Raw genomic sequence first — 23,047 nt, 5'->3', positions numbered from 1 at the left:
GAAAATTTTGCATGGTATTTATTGAATTTATATGGTATAATATTTTATTAAATGTGTAAAAAAGTAATTCTTTTATTATTTATTTTTTTAATAATTTTTATAAAAGGCGTAAAAGGAAAACAAATCGAAAATAGTTTATTTATTTATGAATCACCAAGAGTTGACTATGAGGAATATTTAAATGATAATCATTCTTTTGTAAATTACGATGGTTGTATATATTCAGTAAATAAAAGTTATATTGTTGTTTTAAGTAGATATTATATTCCAATTAAAAAAATAAAAATAAGGACAAAAGATGCATTAATTGAAAGTAATTATGAATTTTTATACCTATTTGATAGAGAAAGTAGCAAAATTTATAAATATAATGGAAAAAAATTTTATTTTTTAAAAAAGTTGAATTTATATAAAGTTAAAGATTTTAAAATTTATAAAGATAATTTTTATTTTTTAAATGGTGAAGAAATTTTAATTTATGATTCAAAATTTAATAAATTAGAAATTAAATTAAATAATAATTATTTAAAATTTAAAATTAGAAAAGATAAAATTTATCTTATAAATGAAAATGAAATTTTAATTATAGATTCAAAAGGAGAGAAAATTAATGAAAAAACTATTCCAAATTATAAAATTAAATCTTTTGATATTGATATTGATGATAAAATTTATTTTTTAAGTGATAAGGGTATTTTGGTTTTTGATAAAAATTTAAAATTTTTAAAAGAGATAAAACTTGAAAAAGAGGGTGATGAAATTTTTTTTGACTTATCAAGGGCAGTTGTTTTATATTTTAAAAATGAGGGAATAAAAGTTTTACCTCCACAATTTGAATTTGAAGTTATTGAAAATTTAGAATACCCTTCTGATATAACAATAGATGAAGATGGAAATATATATTTATTAAACACTAAAAGTTCTGAAATAGTAATATTTAATAAAAATCTTAAATTTAAAAATAAATTTGGTAAAGAGATTTTAAAATATCCAAATGGTATTTTTTATTATAAAGGGAAAATATATGTTGCTGATTCATGGAATAATAAAATAAGGGTTTTTGATAAAAAAGGGAATTTAATATTTTCATTTGGAACTTTTGGAAATAAGGAAAATGAATTTTCATATCCATCAAAGATTAAAGTTTATAATGATTTAATTTATGTTTTGGATGTTTATAATCATAAATTGAAAATTTTTGATTTAAATGGAAATTACAAATATTCAATTGGAGAATCAACTTATAAATATCTATTGAATTTGATAAAACCAAAAAGCATTTTATTTGAACCTAATGAATTTTTTGTAAAAAAAGAAAATATTTTTATCTCAGATAAAAAAAATTATAAATTAATAATTATTGAAGGCAAAAAAATAAAAAAAATAAAATTAGATGATATTATGACGAGTATATTTGATTTAAAAGAAAATTTATACTTTCTTGGTTCCAGATGGAAATATGTTTATCTATTTAAAAATAATAAATTTTTACCAATTTTTTCTTTTTCGTATAACTATTTTGAAAAATTAAAAAGTTTAAAACCATACTCTTTATTAATTTTTAATGAAAAAACTTTTCTTATTGATAGAATTAATGGAAGCCTTTTTATAATTAATGGATATATTTATGAGTAAAAAAGTTGATTATAAAATTATAATATTGATTTTGTTAATAATTTTAACAAGAGTGTTCCTATTTAAAAATTTTTTTCATGAGTGGGATTCGATAAATTTTGCTTTGGCAATTAAAAAATTTAACATTTATGCAGACCAACCACATCCACCAGGATATTCAATACTAGTATTAATGAGTAAATTAATTTATATATTTATAAAAGATGAATTAAGGAGTTTACAGATTCTATCAGTTATTTTTTCAATATTAGGAGTAATTATTTTTTATTATTTTCTTAAATATTTAACAAAAAATGAAAAATATTCATTCTTTGGAACAATAATATTTTCTTTTTCATCTATTTTTTATTTTTATGGAACTGTTGAAGATATCTATGTATCTGAAGTATTCTTAACTCTTTTAATTGGTTTCTTATCTTTTCTTACTTTATTTGATAAGAAAAAGAGTTATCTTTTATCAATATTTTATGGGCTAGGTGGTGGAATAAGATTTAATAGTTTAATTTTCTTTTTTCCATTAATTTTATATATTTTTATCAAAATAAAATTAAAATTTAAAGAAATTTTAATAAATTTACTTTTAATCTTAATTTTTATTTTAATTTGGTATATTCCCACAATTTATTCTGGTGGTGGAATCAAAATTCATTCATTTCATTCAAAAACGCTATTTACATGGGTTTTAGGAACATCTATTTTTTTTGATAACTATTATTGGATTAAAAATACATTTTTAACATTTATTTTGTTTTTAAAAGAAACACTTATTTCAATCATAATTTTAATTTATATGTTTATAAAAAGAAAAGATAATTTAAATTTTTTATTAATATGGATAGTTCCCTCACTTTTATTTTACTTTTTAATTCATGCACCAAAAGTTGGTTATTATTTAACCGTCATTCCTCCTCTTTATCTTTTTCTTTTTTATAAATTGTTTTATTTTAAAATAAAAAGTAAGAAAATTTTTTTAATAATTTTAATATCAATATTAATTGTAAACTTTACTTTAAGATTCTTTGAATTAAGGAATAAATTAGATATTCAAATAAATAATATAAATGAAATAATTCTTAAAATTAAAAAAGCAATTCAAAATGATAAGCAAACTGTAATTTTTCTTTCAGATGAAAGTGTAGATTTATTTAGGTTTGCATATTATTTCCCAAACAATAAAATTTATTTTATTTCACCACTAAGTAATTACATTTGTGAATGGAATATTGAGAATGGATATATTGTTCAATATAAAAGAGAGCCAATGGAAATTTATGAAGGAAATGTTATTAAAATTGATGAATATGTAAACAAGATAATATTTATATGTGATCATCCAAGAGACTTTGAAGAAATTCTTATGCTTGAGGGAATAAAAATTGAAGAAAGTCAAGGAAGTTTAAAAGGTGGAGGGGTTACAATTATATCTTATGAAATACCCAAAGATTTTGATTATATTTTTGTAAAAGGGTATATTATAACTAAAAAATAGTGTAAAATAATTTTATGAAGAATAACAATATTTCAAAAAGTTATAGAGTTCTTACTAAAAATGATTTTGGCGCGTGGGAATACAAAAGTATTGCTTTTATATCTAAAGAACTTTCTTATGATTCAAAAATTATTTATGATTGGGAAATAATTAATTTAATTGATGCTCCAGATGAGGTATTCGCAAGTATAATTAATCAACTTCCAATAAATAGAATAATTGAACTCGATATAAATGAAAAATATTCAAAAGATGAAAGGAAAAAAATTATATCAATTTTAAATATAAAAGAGGGAAAGGAATCAATAAGAAGATTGCCTTATTTATTAAAGAAAGTTAAAATATCTAAAAATTTAAGCAATTCATTAAGATTACTAATAAAAATTATATTTAAAAGTAAAGAGGATAACAATTTAATAGAAAAACTTATAAAATAATTAATGTTTAAGGAGATTTTGCTCCAACTCTCCGTTATCTCTGGTCTTCCCATTTTTTAGGAAGATACTTACGAGATAACGTAAGAGTCAGAGCAAATAAAATTATATCAAACTTCTAAAATTATTTCAAATTCAAACATTGTGAATAAATTAGGTTTAATTTTACTCTTCTTTTTCTTCTTTATCGAGGTGTTTCTTCCAAAATTTTTTGCTCTCTTTTGTTATTTCAACCCCTTTTGGAACAAACAAAAATACATAATTTGAAATTTTTTCTGTTGAACCATCCAAAGCATATGCTCCACCACTTATGAAATCAATTATTCTTCTTGCAAGTTCTCTATCTGTATCTTCAAAATTAATTATTACTGGTCTACCATCTTTAAGATCATCTATAATTTCTTGTGCTTCATCAAAAGATTTAGGCTCAATTACTACAACTTTAACTCCTGTATCCTCACCAATAACAATTCCTTCTTCCTCTTCGTGAATTTCTTGTACTTCTTCCTCAAAACCAAAAAACTTTTTTAAACCATCCAAAAAACCCATATCTCCTCCTTTACTTTATTATCACTTTTCCTATAAGATCAAAAAGAGATTTATTTTCCTCAATAAGAGGAAAAATTAAAAATTCACCAATTTTAATATATTTAAAATTCTTAATTGAAACAAAACTTGTATTAAGATCTTCTTTCAAATAAATTCCTCCATTTTTTATAAAACTTTCTTTTATTTTAATAACTTCACCCTCAAAAATCATAATCTCAAATGGATGAACTCTCTCATCTAAAAAATATTCTAAAAATTTGTTAAATTTAATTTTTAATAAAGAGGTGTTTTCAACAATTTCGCCTTTAAAGATTTCTCCATTATAGATATTTTTAAGATAAATATATTTTCCTGAGATAAAATTCTTTAGATTTTCATCATTTTCAAAATATATAAACGCAGAAAGATTATCTATTATTTTAAAAATTGGCTCACCAATCTTTATTTCATCGCCATTTTGAATTTTTTTAGAATTTAAATTTGAAAGAAGGGTTTTGAAATTTAAATTATTAATCTCATCTTGAGAAAAATCTAAATTGTCAAATTTGACCGAAAGAATTCCAGAAAGATTTGAATAAAATTTAAATTCTCCTTCAAGTGTGTCAACTGTTGCAACAAGAGAATTTTTCTTTATTTTATCTCCATGATTAAAAAGGAGTTTTATCCTTCCATCATAAGGAGAATAGATTATATCTTCATTGAATAAAACTATTCCTTCTTTTCTTATAAATATTGACTCAGTGATCTTCTCAATTTTATATGTTTGAGGTAGTATAAATAGAGAAAAAACTTTTTTGTAATTAAAAAGAAAAATAATAACTAAAAAAAGTATTATAATTCTATTTAATCTTTTCAATCTTTTTCTTCTCTTTTCTTCCTTAAAAATGAAGGAATCCTAAGATCCTCTGCAGTTATTATCTCCTTTTCTAACTCTTCAAATTTTCCTTGTGGACCAAATTTAGGTTGAAAGTTTGTAGCAACCACAACAATTTTTATTTGATCGCCTAATTCATCATCAATTGTTACTCCAAAGATTATATTTGCATCTTGATCTGCATTAGAACTAATTATCTTCATTGCATTATTTACTTCATGAATAGAGAGAGATTTATTACCAGAAATGTTCACAACAACTCCTTTTGCACCAGAAAGTGACATTTCAAGAAGTGGACTTGTTAAAGCATTTTTTGCTGCTGTTTCTGCTCTTTTCTCTCCAGAACCTATTCCAATTCCAAGCCAAGCATTCCCTGCTCCTCTCATAATTTTTGCAACATCCATAAAATCTACATTTATAAGGCCAGGTTGAGTGAGTAAATCTGAAATTCCTTGAACTCCCTGCCTTAGTGCTTCATCTGCTAAAGAGAATGAATCAAGTAAACTCGTTTTTGGTGTTGTAATTTCAAGAAGTCTGTTGTTTGAAATAATAATTAAAGTATCAACTTTTTCTTTTAAAAGAGAAATCCCTTCTTCTGCAACCTGCATTCTTCTTCTTCCTTCAAAGTTAAATGGTTTTGTAACTACCCCAATAGTTAGAGCACCAATTTCTCTTGCAATTTCTGCAACAACAGGAGATGCACCAGTTCCAGTTCCTTTCCCCATTCCAGCAGTTATAAAAATTAAATCTGCTCCCATAAGAGCATCTCTTATTGCTTCTCTACTCTCTTCTGCTGCTTTTTTTCCTAACTCTGGATCTGATCCAGCACCTAAACCTTTTGTTGTTTTTGGACCAATTTGAACAAGTCTATGTGCCTTAGAGAGTTTTAAAACTTGAACATCTGTATTTATAGCAATAAATTCCACATTTTTTATATCTCTCTCAATCATTCTATTTACTGCATTTGTACCGCCTCCTCCAACACCTACAACTTTTATAACTGGCTTTGTTTCTTGCCATGGATCATAAGCATTACCCATTTTCTTCCTCCTCAATCAAAAATTTTTTCAAAAAGCCTAAAAAATTTTGAAAAAAACGATACTCTCTCTTTTTCTTCAAAGAGAGTTCTTATAGCACCTATTACATGTATTAAATCAATACCATCAAATTTTAATTCACTTTTAAATTCCACAGGCTCTCCTATTGAAACTGGCAAATTAAAAAATTCTTTTGTAAATTCTTTAATATTTTTTATTTTAGCACCTTCTCCACATAATACAATCTCTTCTGGATAAAATTTAAAAGGAAGACGTTTTGCTTTTTTTTCAATAAGTTCAAGAATCTCATATACTCTCATTGAAGCAACTTTTTTCTCAATTGATATTGGATAATCACTATCCAAAAAAACTCTTGAGTCAAGAGCACCTTTTTTAAAAACAATCTCTTCTGTTTCTCTTGGAGGAATTTCAAGAACATACGAGAGATCTCTTAATATATCCATTACACCAATATCTAAATATTCAATTTGATGTATTGTGTTCTCATAACCAAAAAGAACATATGTAAATTTATCTTCAATATCTATTATGAAATTTTTTGAAAAACTATCTTTAAGTCCATAAGGAATTAAGAGAGGTGAAAAATGTATTCCGAGAAGTGAATCTTTTTTATCAAAAAGAGATTTTAAAACTTTAATTTTTTCTTTTTCAATAGCACAAATTATAAAAATACCAATTAGATTTTTCCCTTTTTGTCCAAGTGGATTACTCGCTCTTTTATCATCAATAAAAAACTCATTTTTTAAAATATGAACTATTTCTTTCCCTTCTTTTTCTAAAGAAGTTTTTATTATGTTTAACATATTATCAATATCAATCTGTCTAAATTTTCTTTCAACTTTACTTTTAATTAAAAATTTCTTTTTTAAAATTGTTGGTTTATCATAAATTGTAATAATATTTTGAAATGATCCAATAAGTTCTTCAAACTTTTTAATTTCGTTTTGAATTTTCTCTTTTAGAGGAGAAGCCTTCAATATTTTTCCATTTTTATAATTAATATCATCAAATTCATATCTTTCTACTAAATTTAAATCATGATTTTCAATTCTGAAAAGATTAAAAATTATTTTATCTTTTGGAGAAAATTCAATGACAGATAAATTTTTCATTTTTTTGACCCTTTATGTAAAATTATTTTATCAAATGTTGCATCAATAGTTCCTGTGAGTTTTTCATGCTTTAGTAAATTAATAACATTTTTAATTCTTTCTTTATAATTTTCTCTTCCTAATTTTATTAAAATTTCTTCGTTTTCAAAATAAATTTCGTCTTTTTCTATATCAAGATAGGGTTTCAAGTTAAAATCTTTTAAAATATCTTGTAAATAGATGAAATGTGAGTGAAAGTTTTTTATAGATTCATAATATTTTTTGGGCTCTTTTTCTTCTTTAAAATAAAGAGTTATTGCACCATTAATTTCTCCCACACTTAATAATTTCCCATCTGATGAAAAAATAAAAGATTTACCTAAGGTTTCATTTTTTAAAACAACTCCTCTTTTTTCAAACCCTTTTACCTTATATTTAAAAATAGATTCTCTTTGTAAATCTTTATTAAAATATGTAAAAACAAAACCAAAGTATGATTTTAGATTGTTATTTTCTCCTTCAATTAAAGATTTAGGAAAAATTGGAGGAAAAATTATTAAAATAATTAAAATAGAAACTAAAATTAATTTCTTTACCATGGCTCAAGCACATTAAATGGGAGAGCCTCTTCAACCTCTCCCAAAATTACAACTTCAGGATTGAGAGTAATTTTAAATTTCTCATAAACCATTTCTCTTACCAATTTCATTAGAGATATTATCTCTTTAAATGTTGCATTTCCTCTATTTAATATAAAATTTGCATGAAGAGTTGAAACTTCAGCGTCTCCAATTTTAAGTCCCTTACATCCTGCTTTTTCAATTAAGTATCCTGCTTTATTTTCTCCCTCATTTTTAAAAACACATCCTGCTGTTGGAAAGTTGATTGGTTGAGTTTTTTTTCTTTTTCTTATCTTCTCTCTTAATGTTTTAAATATTCTTTCTTTATCATCTTTTTTAAGTTCTAATTTTGCTTCAATAACAATTAACTTTTTCTCAAGAATTGAAGATTTTCTATATGAAAAAATTATTTCTTCTTTTGAGAGAACATTTTGATTTAGTGAGGCATCTATTGCTTTTATCTCCTTTATAAAATCGCCAATAGAACATCCATCAGTTCCAGCATTCATAGCAATAACACCTCCAAGGACACCTGGAATTCCATAAAGATTTTCGAGTCCTGAAAGACCATTTTTAATTGAAAGAGAGATAAGTTCACTTAAAGGAACTCCACTTTCAGAAGTAATCAAGTTTCCTTTCAGTTCAACTCTATTAAAATTTTCTTTTGAAATTCTTAAAACAATTCCTCTTATGCCTTTATCTGAAACAAGAAGGTTTGAACCATTGCCCATTATATAAACTGGGAGATTCTTATCTTTTCCTATTTTAAGTGTTGTTTTTATATCCTCTACATCTTTTGGAATAACAAGATAATCAACTTTTCCACCCACTTTAAATGTTGTTAAATTTTTAATTTCAAAATCCCTAAAAACTCTACCTTTTATCAGTTTAAAATCATTAAGAAGACTTAAACTCACTTAAAAACTCCTTAACTAAATTTTTAATTTTACCAGGTCCCATAAATATAATAACATCTTCTTTTTTAATGTTTTTCATCAAATAATCTAATGCACTTTTTTTATCAAAATAATAAATTTCTTTATTTTTATATATCACCTTAGTTTTATCATACAAAATTTCGGCATTTATTCCAAGAGTCTCTAATTCATCTGCTGGATCTATTGGCAAATAGATTATAATATCAGCATCTTTTACACTTAAAGGATATTCATCTTTTAAATTAAAAACTCGTGAATATCTATGTGGTTCTAAAACAAGAATAATTCTTCTATTCTTATAAATTTTTCTTGCAACAGAAAGAGTTGTTTTAATTTCAGTTGGATGGTCTGCATGATCATCAATAACAGTAAAAGATTTATCATAAAGAATTTCAAATCTTCTTTTAACTCCTTTAAAAGTTTCAATATTTTTAAAAATAGTTTCTTTATCAATATTAAATTCAAAAGATGTAGCAATTGCAGCAAGAGAATTTAAAACATTCATAAACCCTGGAAGGTGTATTATGAAATCTTTAATAAAATTTTTATTTTTATACAACGAAACCACTTGACTCAAACCCTTGTCTTCTTTTATTTCTGCAAAAAATGTGGCACTTTTATCTAAAATTGAATATGAGATAACTTGAACATTTAAAAAATCTTTAATTTCTCTTAAAACTGGATCATCAAGATTTAGAACGACTTTTTTTGATAGAGATCTATTTATAAATTCAATGAAACTCTTCTTTAATGATTCAAAATCTCCTTTGTATGGTCCATCAAAGGAGAGATGATCTTTATCAATATTTGTTATGACTGGCAAATATATCTCAAATTTTAAAAATGATTTATCATGTTCATCTGTTTCAAGAATAAAGAACTCACCACTTCCTAATTTACTACCAAAATAAAAATCTTCTGTTTCTCCGCCTATATATATTGAGGGAGAAAGATACGCTTTATCAAATATGTGAGAGATAATTGAAGTTGTTGTTGTTTTTCCGTGAGTTCCTGCTACACCAATTACCTTTTTGTTTTCTGTTAATTTTTTAAGAAAATCCACTCTATGATAAACTTCTTTATTTAGTTTTTTTGCATAATCTAACTCTTCATTCTCCTCTTTTATTGCAGATGAATAAATTATGATATCTTTATCTATAATATTTTCTTTTTTATGACCTAAATAAAAATATATGCCTTTTTCAATTAGTTTTTCAATCTTTTCGTTTATTGAAATATCAGAACCAGAAAGTGAAAAATTTTGATTTAAAAGTAGATTTGCAAGAGATATCATTCCAGAACCACCAATTCCAATTAGATGAACTTTTTTACTCATAAAGTATCTCCTTTAATATTATATCTTTTGTTTTTGGAAGATTTAAATATGAAAAATTTTTTTGATAATAATCAAGATTTTCAGAAATTTTCTTTAACTTTTCAATAAAGAATGTTTCATCTTCTGAAATAAAAACTTCTCCAATTTTTAATTTCTCCACTATTTTTGAATTTTTAATTTGATGTTTACTGGTTTTAATAGGGACAATAAGAGATGGCTTTTTTGAAACTATGCACTCCCAAATTGTTCCTGCACCGCCCCTTCCAATTACAAAATCAGATACAGCATAAGCATATTCAATTTCATCAATATATTCAAAAATTATATTTTCAAAAGAAAGAGTCTCATCAAATGTTTGATTCCCTTTAATTATAATTCCAAAAAGATTTAAAGAATCTATTTCTTTGTCAAATTTTTTTATAAGTTCAAGAAGATATTTTGAGCCACCACTACCACCAATAAGCAAAAATATCTTTTTATTTGAAATAATATTAAATTTTTTTACTGCTTCATCTTTTGAAATTTTTCCAATATTTTCTCTAACTGGAAAACCAGAAAAGATTATATTTTCTTTTTTAAGATAACTTTTTGTCTCCTCAAAAGAGACAAAAACTTTTTTTGCTTTTTTCGAAAAAATCTTAATAACTTTGCCTGGAATTGTGTTTTGTTCATGTAAATAATATGGAATTTTCAAAAAGTTTGCCCAAAAAAGAATTGGAAATGATGAATAACTTCCTGTTGCAAATATTTTATCTGGTTTAAACTTAATAATTACTTTTAAAGCAAAAATTAGAGAAATTAAAAGAAATGGATAAAATGAAATTTTGGAAGGCTGGGGTAAAGGAAGTGAAACAAAAGGAAATTCTTCCTTTTTCATTATCTCTATTTCTCTTTTTCTTTTACCAATTGTAAATAAAACATCAATTCCATTTTCTTTTAAATATTTTCCTACTAAAATACCTGGGTAAATATGTCCACCAGTTCCTCCAGTAGCAATTAATACTTTCATTCTACATACCTCGAGATATTTAGAAGTAAACCCGCTTCAATACCATTAATTAAAAGTGCAGTACCTCCATAACTTATAAAAGGAAGAGGAAGGCCAGTCACTGGAAAAAAACCAATATTCACTCCAATTACTGTTAAAGATTGTAAGACAAGATGAGTAGTTATTCCAAATGATAAAAGTTTTAAAAATGGATCATTCACCTTTAGAGAAATTCTTAAACCTCTATATAAAATTAAAAAAAGAATTAAAAGAAGAATAGATGCACCCAATAACCCACTCTCTTCACAAATTAAAGCAAAAATAAAATCTTTTGAAACAAGTGGAATATAATCAAATTTCTGTTTTCCATTCATATATCCAACACCAAATAGACCTCCAGATGCTATTGCAATAAGAGATTGAGCAACTTGATAACCTTCATTGGTTATATATTTAAAGGGATTAAGTGTACTTATTATTCTAATTCTCCACTCTTCTTTCATTAAAATAGCCACTGGAAATAAAATGAGAATTGAAGATGGAATTATAATGTGTTTAAATTTATATGTTCCAACTAAAATCATTAAAAAGAAAATTAAATAAATAAGCATTGAAGTGCTCAAATCTGTTTCAAATAAAATTAAGGTAACACCCAAAAAGATATAAAGGAATAGAGGTAGAAGATATGTAAATCTTTTCCATAAAAGATAATCTCTAGTAAGCACAAAGGAAGTATAAAGAATTGATGTTAACTTAAATAGTTCTGAAGGTTGAAAACTCAATCCAAATAAATAAATCCATCTTTTATGAAGTGTGTTTTGATTAAAATATGGTATGTAAACGAGAACAAGAAGTAAGATTGATAAAAAGAAAATCGGTTTTATTAAAAAAAGAAGAGTTTTTTTAGAAATGTAAATTGAAACAAAAAGAAAGATAAATGAAATAGAAGCAAAAATTAAATGTCTTTTGAAGGTGTAAAATTCTCCAAATTTTAAATATTCAACGCTTCCTGCTGAAAATTGCCATAGGACTCCAAAAAGATATAGAATTACAAAAAGAAATAGAAGAATAAAATCAAACCTCCTTTTCATTTTTTAACTCCAAAACATAACCCTTAAATTTTTCTCCTCTATCCTCAAAATCTATAAACATATCAAAACTTGCACATGCAGGTGAAAGAAGAATTATGTCTCCTCTCTCAGCTTTTGAATAAGAAACTCTTATTGCTTCTTTAAGGTCATCAGCAATTACATAATCTTTAAAATCAATCTCATTGAAAATTTTTACAAATTCATCTTTTGTCACACCAATACAAACAGCAAATTTTGCTCTTTCTTTTACTAATTCACAAAGTTCTCTAAAATCACTCTTTTTACTACTACCACCGAGAATAATAATTATCTTTTTTGGGGGGAAAGAAGAAATAGCAAGTTTACTTGATTCTGGCTTCGTTGATTTTGAATCATTTATGAACTTTACTCCATTAATTTCTGTAACAAACTCTAATCTATGAGGAAGAGCCTTAAACTCTTTTAAACCTTCTCTTATTGAATTAAGATCTTTTGTAACAAGATAAGAAGCAAGAGTGGCAGCCATTATATTATTTGTGTTAAAATCACCAATTAGTGATATTTCTTCTCTATCTATAACATACTCTTTATTACCATCTAAATTTAAAAATATTTTTCCTTTCTCATAAAAAATACCCTCAACATCTTTTTTCATTGAAAAATATAAAACCTTACTATTTATCTCTTTACTTAAATCTCTTATTTTTTCATCATCATAATTTAAAATTGCATAATCTGTTTTAAGTTGATTTTCAAAAATTCTTTTTTTAAATAAAAAGTATTCACCCAAATTTTTGTATCTATCAAGATGATCCTCATGAAAGTTTAAAAAAACTCCAATTTTTGGTCTAAATTTTTTTATTGTTTCAAGTTGAAAAGCAGAAATTTCAAGAACAAAAATTCCCTCTCTTTCATTTATTACAAGTGAGGAAAGTGGAATTCCAATATTTCCGCCAAGATGAGTTTTAACTCCACTTCTTTTTATCAATTCATAAGTTAAAGCAGTTGTTGTACTTTTTCCAGAAGTACCAGTTATTCCAACTACATCACCATTTATAAATTCAAAAGAGAGTTCTAACTCACCTGTAATGATCTTTCCTAAACTTTTTGCTTTTTGAACTATTTGGTGTTCTCTTGGAACTCCAGGACAAAGTACGATAATATCTCCATCAAGTATCTTTTCACTATTTACTCCAAATTCATACTTTATTCCAAGTTTATCAAACTCCTCTATCTCTTTTTGAAATTCTACCTCTTTTTTAATCTCACTAACAAATACCTCTGCTCCTTCTTTTTTTAAAAGAAGTGCTGTATAGAAACCTGATCTTTTTGTTCCACCAATTCCAATAATTGAAATCTTCTTTCCTTTATATTTCAAATTCTTCCTCCAAAGTAGATCAAAGAAAAAGTTATTATAACAAGTATAATTTGAATAATCCAAAATTTAACAGTTACCTTTTCTTCTGGAATTCCCATTAGTTCAAAATGGTGATGTATTGGTGCCATCTTAAAAATTCTTTTTCCTTCTCCATATAATTTTTTAGTTATTTTAAAGTAACCAACTTGAAGAATTACAGAAACTATTTCTAACCCAAATAAAAAAAGAATAAGAGGCATAAGAATCTCAAGCCTAAAAAGAAAGATAAGATACATAAAAAATGCTCCTAAAAAAGTTGATCCTGTATCACCCATAAATATTTCTGCTGGATGAAAGTTGAACCACAAAAAAGAGATAAGAGTTCCAAAAATAGCAAGTAAAATTTTGTTTAAATTTGGAATTCCATTTGATAAAAAGATAAACAAAGGTAATAAAATTAAAGATAATCCACAAAGAAGACCATCAAGTCCATCTGCAAAATTGAAACTATTTATTCCTCCCACTACAAAAAAGAGAAATAAACCAGTAAAAAGTGGTATTGATATCTCTATTAATCTATTTGTAAAGGGCAATAAAATTAAGTTATGTTTTGTATTTATAAAATAAATTAAGGCGGGAATTGAAAAAATAAATTGAAGCGGAAGTTTGTATCTTGCAATAAGTCCATATGGAGATTTTAAGATAACTTTCATAAAATCATCTATAAAGCCTATTGAACTTTGGAGAAAAACAAAAAGAAGAAAATTATTTAATAAACTATCTTTTGGCAAAAAAAGGTAAACTAAAAGAAATGAAATTATAAAAATAACTCCACCAAAAGTTGGAGTTCCGCTTTTATTAAGATGTGTCTTTGGACCCTCTTCTCTAACTACTTGACCTTTTTTTCTTTTTCTTTGAAAGATTATTAAAATTTTAAAGAGAAAGTAAGACAAAAAAAGAAATATAAAAATAATTAAAGTTTCAATCATAAATAATACCTCTTTAAATAAATTTCATTCACTAATTCTTTTGTAATCTCAATATCATTAAAAGGGATTTTCTTATTCATACGAACCTTCATATATTTTTGATCTCCTCTTCCCAAAATAAAGAGCGCATCTCCCTTTTTTGTAAAAATAAGAGCCTTTTTTATAGCCTCCTTTCTATCTTCAATAAAAGTAAAGTTAGAGTTAAATTTTCTTAAAAATTTAATAAAATTAATATTACATTGAAAAGGATTTTTATATTGTGTATCATCTTGAGTTATAAAAATGAAATTAAAGTTTTCAGCAAGAATTTTTGAAATGATGTATGTTTCTCTTTTATCTTCCTCTTCAAAAAATGAAAAAAGAACAAATTTTCTTTTAAAAGGAATCTTTTTTATTTTTTGAACAAGAAATTCAATAGATAAAGGAGTATTTGATTTATCCACAACAACAAAAGGATCATTTGACAAAACTACCCATCTTCCAGAAGGATTAAGATTCATATTTTCTATTTTTGAAATTGCCTCTTCAATGTTAAGATTAGTAAGATATGCAAGAGAAAGAGATGGTAAAACTGGATAAATATCAAATTCATCTTTTAAATTTATATTATAGGTTTTTTCTAACAGTTTAATTGTAAATTTAAAGTTCTCTTTATTTTTTTCATAATCTACAACAGAAAAATCTTTTTTTTCTTTATATGAAAAATAGAAGTTATTTGAATCTTTTTTAAAAAAATATGAGTAAGGAGAGTCGGAATTAATAAGAAATGGACCATTTGTTAAACTTTTTAAGAGAATTTTTGAATTTAGATAATCTAAAATTGTACCATGAATCTTAAGATGATGAGTAATTGAAAAGTTTAAAAAAATTGAAGCCTTAAAATCTATTCCAAAAACTCTCTTATCTTTTAGAGCAAAAGATGATGTTTCAATAATAAAATTTTTTGAACCTCTTTTTAATGCAAGATTAAGGTACCTTTGAATGTAGTGTGATTCTGGAGTAGTTTGAGTTGTCTCTGGTTCATAAACTTTTTCATTTAAAATTTCAACACCTAAAGAACTGATCGATGAAGAGTATGGGAAAATATTTTTTAAAATTGTAACAACTGATGTTTTACCACTACTTCCAGTTATTCCAAAAACATTCATCTTTTGAGATGGATTATCATATAAAAAACATGAAATTTTATAAAGAACATCTCTTACATTATTAACCACAATTAAAGTTGTGTCTTCCTTTATTTCAAATTCTCTATCAGAAATAAATGCTTTAACTCCATTAATACTTGCTTCTTCATAATTTTTAGTTCCATCATAAGTTCTTCCTTTAAATAGAAAATAGAGAGTATTTTCTTTTATTTCATTAATTCTCATAGCGAGGTTTTCAATTTCATGATCTTTAAAATTTATAACCTTTTTATAATCAATAACATTCAAAATCTCACTTAATCTTTTCATCCTTTTCTATTCCATAATAGTTTATCAAAAATTGAGCAATTCTTCTAAATGTTGGTGCTGCTATACCAGCAGCAAATACTTCTTGGCTTTCAATTCCATCAACTACAACAGTTACTATGTATTTTGGATTTTTTGCTGTTATAACTCCAATAAACCAAAGAACAGCATAACCCTCTTTGTATTTTCCGTTTTCAACAACTCCAGCGGTTCCAGTTTTCCCACCAATTGAATATCCAGAAATAATAGCACTTCTCACACCACCACCATTTACAACATAATCAAGATAAGACAAAACCTTATCTGCTGTCTCTTTTGAAATAACTTTTTTTATTAAAATTGGTTTTGATTCAAACACCACTTCATTATTATCAACGATTCTTTTAATTATTTGAGGTTTTAATCTATTTCCTCCATTTGCAATTGTTTGATAAAAAGAGGTTTGTTGAAGTGGAGTTACAGTTATTCCTACACCAAACGACATTGTTGGAAGAGTTGTGGCACTCCAATCTTTTGGATCCAAAATATCTCCTTTTCCTTCATATGGAAAATCAAGTCCAATTTCTTCTCCAACACCAAAAAGTTTAAGATAGTAATAAAGTTTTTCTCCAATTTTTTTGCCAACTTCAATAAATCCAATATTACATGAATTTTTAAGTAAATCTTTTAATGTTTGTTCTCCATGGGCTTTTAAACATTTAAAAGTTTTATTATCAATAACAGCATAACCTTTACAATAAAACTTATCATCTTCTTTTATTAAATCTTCTTCAAGTGCTGCTGCAGCAACAAGTGGTTTAAATGAAGAACCAGGCTCATAATTAAATCCATAAGATGGATCTGGATATGAAAAAAGAGAAAATTCTTCTAAATTTTCTGGATTAAAATTGGGTATAGTTGCAATTGAAATAATTTCTCCTGTTTCAACACTTTCTATAATTCCAATAACCCTTTTGGGTTTATACTCTTTAAATGTTTTTTCAAGTTCTCCTTCAACCATTCCTTGAATATTTATATCGATTGTTAAATATATATCTTTTCCATCTTTTGGTTTTTTAATTATAAATTCTGAACCAGGAATCTCTTTACCTGTTGCATCCTTTACAAAACCCATAATCCCATCTTCGCCCTTAAGAATTGAATCAAATTGGAATTCTATTCCTTCAAGACCTTTATCAACTCCCATTGCACCAAGAAGGTAAGATGCTAAATTTCCATATGGATAAACTCTTTTATAATATGATTCAAAATATATTTCATCATTAATTAAATCTTTATAATTTTCAAGTTCACTCTCCTTTATGTCATTAAGAATTACAACTTGAGAAGAACTATCTTTTACCTTTTTGAGTAGTTCTTCCTTATTTAAATTTAATCTTTCAGACAAAATCTCAAGTGTCTTATCTAAATTGCTTACAAGATTTTTATTTAAAATTAGTTTATATCTCAAAACAGATATTGCTAAAATATTTCCATTTCTATCATAAATTGTGCCTCTTTTTGCTTTAACTATTTTTCCATTTTCAAACCATTGTGTTTCTGCAATATTTTTGTATTCATTGCTTTTAATAATGTTAATGTATATTAGTTTCAAAAAAATTATTGTAAAAGATATAACTATAACAATAAATATTTTTAAAATTTTGTTGTTTAAATCTCTTTTTTTATTAGTTACCCTCTCCTGTATCAACTAACACCTCAACACTTCCAAATTTAAGTTTTAATTTATTCACAGCAGTTTCAATAAGATTTTTGGGGTTAGACTCTCTTTCATATTTAATTACAAGATCTATGTATTCTTCTTTAAAAGAGTTTAACTCTTTTTTTAATTCAATTTTCCTTTTTTCCAAACTCATATTGTAAAAATTTAAAAACCCATAGATAAATATTAGAATTATTATTAAAATTAGAAGAAAACTAAATTTTTTGAACAACTCTAAGTTTTGCACTTCTCGATCTCCTATTTTCTTTTATCTCTTCTTTTGTTGGTGTTATCACTTTTTTTGTTAAAATTTTTACAACTTCCATCTCTTCAAGTTCTTTAAAAGTTCTTTTTACCATTCTATCTTCAAGAGAGTGATATGAAATTATCTCTGCAATTCCTCCAATATTGAGGTAATCTGAAAAAATTAATAAAAAATCTCTAAGATTGTCCAATTCACGATTTACATAAATCCTTAATGCTTGGAAAATTGTAGTTGCAGGGTGAATTTTTCCTCTCTTTTTTACAACCTTTTCAATTATTTTTGCAAGTTCGTAACTTGACTCTATCTTTTTCTTTTTTCTCTCTTCAATTATTTTTAAAGCAAGTTTTTCACTATCTTTTATTTCACCAAATTCTTCAAATATATAAATTAGATCATTTTTACTCAATTTATTAATATAATAATCTGCTCCTCTAAAACTTTTGCTATAACCCATATGCAAACTTTCTTTATCTAAAAAAGAAAAACCTCTACCTTCTTTAAGTTGAAATGAAGAAAAACCGAGATCTAAAAGCATAAAATCTACCTTGTCAATGTTTAATTTCTTTAATACTTCTGGAAAATTTTTATAATTTTCATTAAATAAATAAAATTTTTTGCTTAATTCTGAAAGTCTTTTTTCAGCAACTTTTAAAATCTCTTCATCAAGATCAAAACCAATTAAAATTGCGTCTTCTCTTGCTTTTTTTAAAATTTCTTCACTATGTCCACCCTCTCCAACAGTTAAATCAAGAAAAATTCTTGCTTTCTCAAAATCTATAAAAGAGAGAACTTCTTTTAATAAGACTGGTTTATGAACTATTTCCATCATCTTCCTTCCATAAGTTTCAAAATTGAGTTTTCATAAGAGATTTCATTTGAATTTTTATAATTTTCCCAAAGTGTTTTATCCCATATTTCAACTCTATTTAAAACACCTATAAAAACAATTTCACGATTTAAGTTTGCATATCTTCTAAAATCATTTGGTATTAAAATTCTGCCATATTGATCAATTGACACTTCTTGTGCTGATGAAAACCAAATTCTCATAAAAAATCTTAACTCTTTTGAAGATAAGGGAACTTTTTCTAATTCATTTGAAATTCTATTCCATTCTTTAATTGAATAAACAAAAAGGCAATTTTCAAAACCACGGGTAATTATAAATTTTTCCCCAAGTTCCTCTTTAAATTGGGGTGGTACAAGCACCCTTCCTTTTTCATCCATTTTATACTCAAAACAACCCATAAACATTTTTATTATTTTACCACAAATTACCACATTTTACCACAAATAATAAATTTGACAAATTGGTATAATAAATTTAAGGAGGGATAGTGAATTCAGATTTAATTAATATTATTAGAACATATATAAAAACAATAATTAAAATACTTGACACATTTCTCTCACTTTTAACACTTTTTATTTTTCTTTTGACTTTAAAATATCTTCCATTTATAATTACACATACATTAACTGCCAATCCTCTTGATTTAATAACACACTATCAAACGATCTTATCTTATATTCTTTTATTAGCGATTTTATTAGAGTTAATGGTAGTTTTGGTAAGATTTTCAACTTTTGCTTTAATTGATACTCTTATTATTATAATTGTAAGAGAACTTTTAACCCATCCTGGTATATCAATGACGCAGATTCTTTATGCTGTTATCGGAGTAGGAATTTTAAGTTTTGTAAGAAGATTTTGTTTTACAAAAGAGGAGAGAGAAAGAAAAATTTAATCTTTATTTAATTCTTTCCACTTTTCAAGAAGTTCTTTCTCTTTTTTAGATAAATTTTTTATATTAGGAATTTTAATTTTTGCAATTACAATAAAATCCCCTTTTCCTCTCCCCTTTAAATAAGGAAGACCTTCGCCTTTTAATCTTATCTCATCATTAAATTGAGTTCCGGGATTAATATAAACTCTCTTTTTTCCATCAATATACGGCACTTCAATCTCTCCACCAAAAATTGCTTTAAGCAAAGGAACCTCAGCCTCATATATTAAATCTGTACCCTTTCTTTTAATAAATGGATGTGGTTTTATTTTAACTTCAATAAATAAATCTCCTCTTAATCCACTCTTTGATGAATTACCTTCATCTTGAAGCCTTATTCTCATTCCATCTTCAATTCCTGGTGGAATTTTTACTTTTATAATTCTTTTCTTTTTTACAACTCCACTCCCTCTACAAACTTTACAAGGATGTGTATTTATTTCACCTTCACCTTTACAAGTTGGACATGTTGTTATTGTGACAAATTGACCAAAAATTGAACTTTGAGTTCTTTTTACCTTGCCTGTTCCATGACAAGTAGGGCATTTCTCTTTATTAAATCCTCTTTCAACACCGCTTCCATTACAAGCATCACAAATCTCGTTTCTCTCAACTTCAATTTCAACATCTTTTCCATATAAAACATCTCTTAATTCAATTTCAATTCTTCCATATATATCACTTCCTCTTTCAACTCTTTTTCTCTCTCGAGTTTCTGTAAATCCACCACCAAAAAATGTGTCAAAAATATCTTCAAAACCAAAATCAAAATCTCTAAAGAAGTCACTAAATGGAGACTCTGAAGTATATTGATAAGCATAATCTCCTACACCTTCAGCAGTACCATATAAATCGTATCTTTTTCTCTTTTCTGGATCAGAAAGAACTTCATATGCTTCATTTATTTCAGCCATTTTTTTGGCTGCTTCAGGATTATTTTTGTTTAAATCTGGATGGTACTGCTTAACTAGTTTTCTATATGCTTTTTTTATTTCTTCAGGGGTGGCATTTCTATCCACCCCTAATATCTCATAATAATCTTTATTCATTACTTGACTTCATAATCTCCATCAATTGTTCCTTTATCATCTTTTTTCTCCTGCTCTTTTGGTGGTTCATTTGAACTTCCTTGAGTTCCTGCTTTTCTATATATTTCTTCTCCAACTTTTGCGAGCGCTTCATTGACTTCATCTATCTTTTTTCTTATCTCTTCTATTTTATTCTCTTTAAGAAGATTTTCAAGTTCATCAAGTTTCTTTTCTGCATTATCAATTACCTCTTTACTAACTTTATCTCTATTCTCTTTTATTGTCTTTCTTCCAGTATAAAGAAGTTGATCTGCCATATTTCTTAGTTCAATCTCTTCTTTTCTCTTTCTATCTTCTTCTGCAAATCTTTCTGCTTCTTTTCTCATCCTTTCAACTTCTTCTTCAGAAAGTCTAACTGCTTGAGTAATGGTTATATTTTGACTTTTTCCAGTTGCTAAATCTTTTGCAGTAACATGTAAAATTCCGTTTTCATCAATTTCATATGTTACTTCAATTTTTGGAACTCCTCTTGGTGCTGGTGGAATTCCATCTAAAATAAATCTTCCAAGAGAAACATTATCTTTTGCAAGAGGTCTTTCGCCTTGAAGTATATGTATTTCAACTGATGTTTGATTATCTTGAGCAGTTGTAAAAATTTGTGTCTTTTTAATTGGAATTGGTGAATTTCTATCAATCATCTTTGTAAAAATTCCTCCAAGAGTCTCAATTCCTAAAGTTAAAGGTGTTACATCTTGAAGAACAATTTCTTGTTTAACACTTCCCTCAAGAATTCCAGCCTGAATTGCAGCACCCATTGCAACACACTCCATTGGATCAACACCTCTTTCAGCAGGTTTTCCAAAGAAATTTTCAATGAATCTTTGAACAATTGGCATTCTTGTAGGACCACCAACAAGAATTATATTATCAATGTCTCTTGGAGTAAGTTTTGCATCTTCAAGTGCTTGAGTTAAAGGTCCACGACATCTTTCAATAATTGGTTTAACTAACTCCTCAAGAAGTGCTCTTGTTACTCTTTTAACAAGGTGATATGGTTCATTATCTTTTATCGCTATAAACGGAAGGTTAATTTCTGTTTCAAGCACACTTGAGAGTTCAATTTTTGCCTTTTCAACTGCTTCTCTTAATCTTGGAAGTGCTTTTGGATCTTTTGATAAATCTATATTAGTCTCTTTTTTGAAATCTTCAATTATATAATTCATAAGTGCTTCATCCATATCTCTTCCACCAAGTTGAGTATCGCCTGCTGTTGAAATTACTTGGAAAACTCCCTCACCAAAATCCATAATAGTAACATCAAGAGTTCCACCACCAAAATCAAAAACAAGAATCTTTAACTCTTTTTCACTTTTATTAAGTCCATATGCAAATGCTGCTGCTGTTGGTTCATTTATAAGTCTAACTACTTCAAGACCTGCAATTCTTCCTGCATCTTTTGTTGCTTGTCTTTGGTTATCATTGAAATATGCTGGTACAGTAATCACTGCTTTTTCAACTTTTTCTCCAAGAAATGCCTCTGCATCCTTTTTTATTTTTTGAAGAATAAATGCTGAAATCTGTTCTGGAGTATATTCTTTATCATCAATTTTAACTCTATAGTTTGTCCCCATTTTTCTTTTTATTCCTGTTATTGTTCTTTCAGGATTAAGTGCCATCTGTCTTCTTGCTGGTTCTCCAACAAGAAGTTGTCCATCTTTTGTGAATGCTACAACTGAGGGAACTGTTTTTCCACCAATTGAAACACCTTCAGCAGCTGGTATAATTGTTGGTTTTCCTCCAATTATAGCAGCAGCACATGAATTTGATGTTCCAAGATCAATACCTATTATTCTTCCCATATTAGTTTACCTCCTTTTTGTAAACTTTTACATAAGCAGGTCTTATAAGATAATTTTTTATCTTATAACCTTTTCTATAAACTTCACTTATAACTCCATCCTCTTCATCTTTATTTGTAATATCAATACTTATTACTTGATGAAGGGATGGATCAAACTTTTCTCCAACATTTCCAATTTCTTCTACTCCCTCTTTTTTAAGAAAATCCAAAAATTGTTTTTCTATTAATAAAAGTCCGTTTAATAAATTTTCATCTTTAATTTTACTCTTGGCCCCCTCAATACTATCATATATATGTAAAAGAGAAGATATAATTTCACCTCTATTTTTGATATCCCTCAACTTCTCTTCTTCTTGCCATTTTTTTTGAAAATATTCGAGATCTCTCCTCTCTTTTTTAATTAGGAGAGTTAAAGATTTAATCTCTTCTTTCAACTTTCTTAATTCATCCTCTTTTTCTTTTAGAACTTTAAAAAGAGCATATGTTAAATCATCTCTTTTTTCCATGTCTCCTCCTTAAAAT

At 26.2% G+C, this 23,047-nt stretch carries 23 protein-coding genes; 4 read left to right on the top strand and 19 right to left on the bottom strand.

What is annotated here, in order from left to right; translation table 11 throughout:
• The first annotated feature begins 51 nt into the window (after positions 1–51).
• The 3 genes from QMD25_03735 to QMD25_03725 are packed head-to-tail and all read left to right on the top strand — an operon-like array spanning position 52 to position 3,561.
• Positions 52–1,635 (top strand): NHL repeat-containing protein, encoded by a 1,584-nt coding sequence (locus QMD25_03735; GenBank protein ID MDI6861112.1) that lies wholly within the window; start codon positions 52–54, stop codon positions 1,633–1,635.
• Entirely contained in the window at positions 1,628–3,124 is a 1,497-nt protein-coding gene (locus QMD25_03730) for a DUF2723 domain-containing protein (GenBank protein MDI6861111.1), read from the top strand. Before QMD25_03735 ends, QMD25_03730 begins: the two co-directional genes overlap by 8 nt.
• A gap of 14 nt (positions 3,125–3,138) precedes the next feature.
• Positions 3,139–3,561: a hypothetical protein gene (locus QMD25_03725; GenBank protein ID MDI6861110.1), complete on the top strand. Its 423-nt coding sequence runs from the start codon at positions 3,139–3,141 to the stop codon at positions 3,559–3,561.
• A 162-nt stretch (positions 3,562–3,723) separates the two neighbouring features.
• Here the strand turns inward: QMD25_03725 and QMD25_03720 are convergent, their stop codons facing one another.
• The 16 genes from QMD25_03720 to mraZ are packed head-to-tail and all read right to left on the bottom strand — an operon-like array spanning position 3,724 to position 19,097.
• Positions 3,724–4,107 (bottom strand): cell division protein SepF, encoded by a 384-nt coding sequence (locus QMD25_03720; protein ID MDI6861109.1) that lies wholly within the window; start codon positions 4,105–4,107, stop codon positions 3,724–3,726.
• Positions 4,108–4,117: 10 nt separating this feature from the next.
• Positions 4,118–4,963, bottom strand: a complete 846-nt coding sequence (locus QMD25_03715; GenBank protein MDI6861108.1) for an HlyD family efflux transporter periplasmic adaptor subunit — start codon at positions 4,961–4,963, stop codon at positions 4,118–4,120.
• Positions 4,960–6,021 carry a cell division protein FtsZ gene (gene ftsZ / locus QMD25_03710; GenBank protein ID MDI6861107.1) on the bottom strand — a complete coding sequence of 354 codons (1,062 nt, stop codon included), beginning with the start codon at positions 6,019–6,021 and terminating at the stop codon, positions 4,960–4,962. Before ftsZ ends, QMD25_03715 begins: the two co-directional genes overlap by 4 nt.
• A gap of 11 nt (positions 6,022–6,032) precedes the next feature.
• Positions 6,033–7,151, bottom strand: coding sequence for a hypothetical protein (locus QMD25_03705; GenBank protein MDI6861106.1), 1,119 nt, complete (start codon positions 7,149–7,151; stop codon positions 6,033–6,035).
• On the bottom strand, positions 7,148–7,729 hold the full coding sequence (locus QMD25_03700; GenBank protein ID MDI6861105.1) for a hypothetical protein: 582 nt from the start codon (positions 7,727–7,729) through the stop codon (positions 7,148–7,150). The genes QMD25_03705 and QMD25_03700 overlap by 4 nt, the downstream gene beginning before the upstream one ends.
• On the bottom strand, positions 7,723–8,667 hold the full coding sequence (gene murB, locus QMD25_03695) for a UDP-N-acetylmuramate dehydrogenase (protein MDI6861104.1): 945 nt from the start codon (positions 8,665–8,667) through the stop codon (positions 7,723–7,725). The genes QMD25_03700 and murB overlap by 7 nt, the downstream gene beginning before the upstream one ends.
• Complete coding sequence (gene murC / locus QMD25_03690) at positions 8,648–10,024, bottom strand: UDP-N-acetylmuramate--L-alanine ligase (protein MDI6861103.1); 1,377 nt, start codon at positions 10,022–10,024, stop codon at positions 8,648–8,650. The genes murB and murC overlap by 20 nt, the downstream gene beginning before the upstream one ends.
• The gene (locus QMD25_03685) at positions 10,017–11,033 is read right to left on the bottom strand and encodes a UDP-N-acetylglucosamine--N-acetylmuramyl-(pentapeptide) pyrophosphoryl-undecaprenol N-acetylglucosamine transferase (protein MDI6861102.1); all 1,017 of its coding nucleotides are present in this window, start codon (positions 11,031–11,033) and stop codon (positions 10,017–10,019) included. Before QMD25_03685 ends, murC begins: the two co-directional genes overlap by 8 nt.
• Complete coding sequence (locus tag QMD25_03680; GenBank protein MDI6861101.1) at positions 11,030–12,103, bottom strand: FtsW/RodA/SpoVE family cell cycle protein; 1,074 nt, start codon at positions 12,101–12,103, stop codon at positions 11,030–11,032. Before QMD25_03680 ends, QMD25_03685 begins: the two co-directional genes overlap by 4 nt.
• Complete coding sequence (gene murD / locus QMD25_03675; protein ID MDI6861100.1) at positions 12,087–13,460, bottom strand: UDP-N-acetylmuramoyl-L-alanine--D-glutamate ligase; 1,374 nt, start codon at positions 13,458–13,460, stop codon at positions 12,087–12,089. Before murD ends, QMD25_03680 begins: the two co-directional genes overlap by 17 nt.
• Entirely contained in the window at positions 13,457–14,428 is a 972-nt protein-coding gene (gene mraY, locus QMD25_03670) for a phospho-N-acetylmuramoyl-pentapeptide-transferase (GenBank protein ID MDI6861099.1), read from the bottom strand. Before mraY ends, murD begins: the two co-directional genes overlap by 4 nt.
• Complete coding sequence (locus QMD25_03665) at positions 14,425–15,885, bottom strand: Mur ligase family protein (GenBank protein ID MDI6861098.1); 1,461 nt, start codon at positions 15,883–15,885, stop codon at positions 14,425–14,427. The genes mraY and QMD25_03665 overlap by 4 nt, the downstream gene beginning before the upstream one ends.
• Complete coding sequence (locus tag QMD25_03660; protein MDI6861097.1) at positions 15,869–17,572, bottom strand: penicillin-binding transpeptidase domain-containing protein; 1,704 nt, start codon at positions 17,570–17,572, stop codon at positions 15,869–15,871. Before QMD25_03660 ends, QMD25_03665 begins: the two co-directional genes overlap by 17 nt.
• Positions 17,550–17,831, bottom strand: coding sequence for a hypothetical protein (locus QMD25_03655; protein ID MDI6861096.1), 282 nt, complete (start codon positions 17,829–17,831; stop codon positions 17,550–17,552). The genes QMD25_03660 and QMD25_03655 overlap by 23 nt, the downstream gene beginning before the upstream one ends.
• The gene (gene rsmH, locus QMD25_03650; GenBank protein MDI6861095.1) at positions 17,800–18,675 is read right to left on the bottom strand and encodes a 16S rRNA (cytosine(1402)-N(4))-methyltransferase RsmH; all 876 of its coding nucleotides are present in this window, start codon (positions 18,673–18,675) and stop codon (positions 17,800–17,802) included. Before rsmH ends, QMD25_03655 begins: the two co-directional genes overlap by 32 nt.
• Positions 18,675–19,097 carry a division/cell wall cluster transcriptional repressor MraZ gene (gene mraZ / locus QMD25_03645; GenBank protein ID MDI6861094.1) on the bottom strand — a complete coding sequence of 141 codons (423 nt, stop codon included), beginning with the start codon at positions 19,095–19,097 and terminating at the stop codon, positions 18,675–18,677. Before mraZ ends, rsmH begins: the two co-directional genes overlap by 1 nt.
• 89 nt (positions 19,098–19,186) lie before the next feature.
• On the opposite strand from mraZ, the gene QMD25_03640 reads away from it, so the two are divergent.
• Positions 19,187–19,597 (top strand): hypothetical protein, encoded by a 411-nt coding sequence (locus QMD25_03640; protein ID MDI6861093.1) that lies wholly within the window; start codon positions 19,187–19,189, stop codon positions 19,595–19,597.
• Here the strand turns inward: QMD25_03640 and dnaJ are convergent.
• The 3 genes from dnaJ to grpE are packed head-to-tail and all read right to left on the bottom strand — an operon-like array spanning position 19,594 to position 23,031.
• Positions 19,594–20,685, bottom strand: coding sequence for a molecular chaperone DnaJ (gene dnaJ, locus QMD25_03635; protein MDI6861092.1), 1,092 nt, complete (start codon positions 20,683–20,685; stop codon positions 19,594–19,596). The genes QMD25_03640 and dnaJ overlap by 4 nt on opposite strands.
• Positions 20,685–22,523 carry a molecular chaperone DnaK gene (dnaK, locus tag QMD25_03630; protein ID MDI6861091.1) on the bottom strand — a complete coding sequence of 613 codons (1,839 nt, stop codon included), beginning with the start codon at positions 22,521–22,523 and terminating at the stop codon, positions 20,685–20,687. The genes dnaJ and dnaK overlap by 1 nt, the downstream gene beginning before the upstream one ends.
• Before the next feature lies 1 nt (position 22,524).
• The gene (gene grpE, locus QMD25_03625) at positions 22,525–23,031 is read right to left on the bottom strand and encodes a nucleotide exchange factor GrpE (GenBank protein ID MDI6861090.1); all 507 of its coding nucleotides are present in this window, start codon (positions 23,029–23,031) and stop codon (positions 22,525–22,527) included.
• Positions 23,032–23,047 lie beyond the last annotated feature (16 nt).

The organism is Caldisericia bacterium (assembly GCA_030018355.1).
Lineage (GTDB): Bacteria > Caldisericota > Caldisericia > B22-G15 > B22-G15 > JAAYUH01.
This window is presented reverse-complemented; position numbering and strand designations above follow the sequence as displayed.

Coding starts and splice junctions, on each gene's coding strand:
- murC (MDI6861103.1), bottom strand. CDS start 10,024: ATGAGTAAAAAAGTTCATCTAATTGGAATTGGTGGTTCTGGAATGATA.
- QMD25_03720 (MDI6861109.1), bottom strand. CDS start 4,107: ATGGGTTTTTTGGATGGTTTAAAAAAGTTTTTTGGTTTTGAGGAAGAA.
- mraY (MDI6861099.1), bottom strand. CDS start 14,428: ATGATTGAAACTTTAATTATTTTTATATTTCTTTTTTTGTCTTACTTT.
- ftsZ (MDI6861107.1), bottom strand. CDS start 6,021: ATGGGTAATGCTTATGATCCATGGCAAGAAACAAAGCCAGTTATAAAA.
- QMD25_03685 (MDI6861102.1), bottom strand. CDS start 11,033: ATGAAAGTATTAATTGCTACTGGAGGAACTGGTGGACATATTTACCCA.
- rsmH (MDI6861095.1), bottom strand. CDS start 18,675: ATGGAAATAGTTCATAAACCAGTCTTATTAAAAGAAGTTCTCTCTTTT.
- grpE (MDI6861090.1), bottom strand. CDS start 23,031: ATGGAAAAAAGAGATGATTTAACATATGCTCTTTTTAAAGTTCTAAAA.
- QMD25_03725 (MDI6861110.1), top strand. CDS start 3,139: ATGAAGAATAACAATATTTCAAAAAGTTATAGAGTTCTTACTAAAAAT.
- dnaK (MDI6861091.1), bottom strand. CDS start 22,523: ATGGGAAGAATAATAGGTATTGATCTTGGAACATCAAATTCATGTGCT.
- dnaJ (MDI6861092.1), bottom strand. CDS start 20,685: ATGAATAAAGATTATTATGAGATATTAGGGGTGGATAGAAATGCCACC.
- QMD25_03700 (MDI6861105.1), bottom strand. CDS start 7,729: ATGGTAAAGAAATTAATTTTAGTTTCTATTTTAATTATTTTAATAATT.
- QMD25_03730 (MDI6861111.1), top strand. CDS start 1,628: ATGAGTAAAAAAGTTGATTATAAAATTATAATATTGATTTTGTTAATA.
- QMD25_03680 (MDI6861101.1), bottom strand. CDS start 12,103: ATGAAAAGGAGGTTTGATTTTATTCTTCTATTTCTTTTTGTAATTCTA.
- QMD25_03735 (MDI6861112.1), top strand. CDS start 52: ATGTGTAAAAAAGTAATTCTTTTATTATTTATTTTTTTAATAATTTTT.
- mraZ (MDI6861094.1), bottom strand. CDS start 19,097: ATGGGTTGTTTTGAGTATAAAATGGATGAAAAAGGAAGGGTGCTTGTA.
- QMD25_03705 (MDI6861106.1), bottom strand. CDS start 7,151: ATGAAAAATTTATCTGTCATTGAATTTTCTCCAAAAGATAAAATAATT.
- QMD25_03665 (MDI6861098.1), bottom strand. CDS start 15,885: ATGAAAAGATTAAGTGAGATTTTGAATGTTATTGATTATAAAAAGGTT.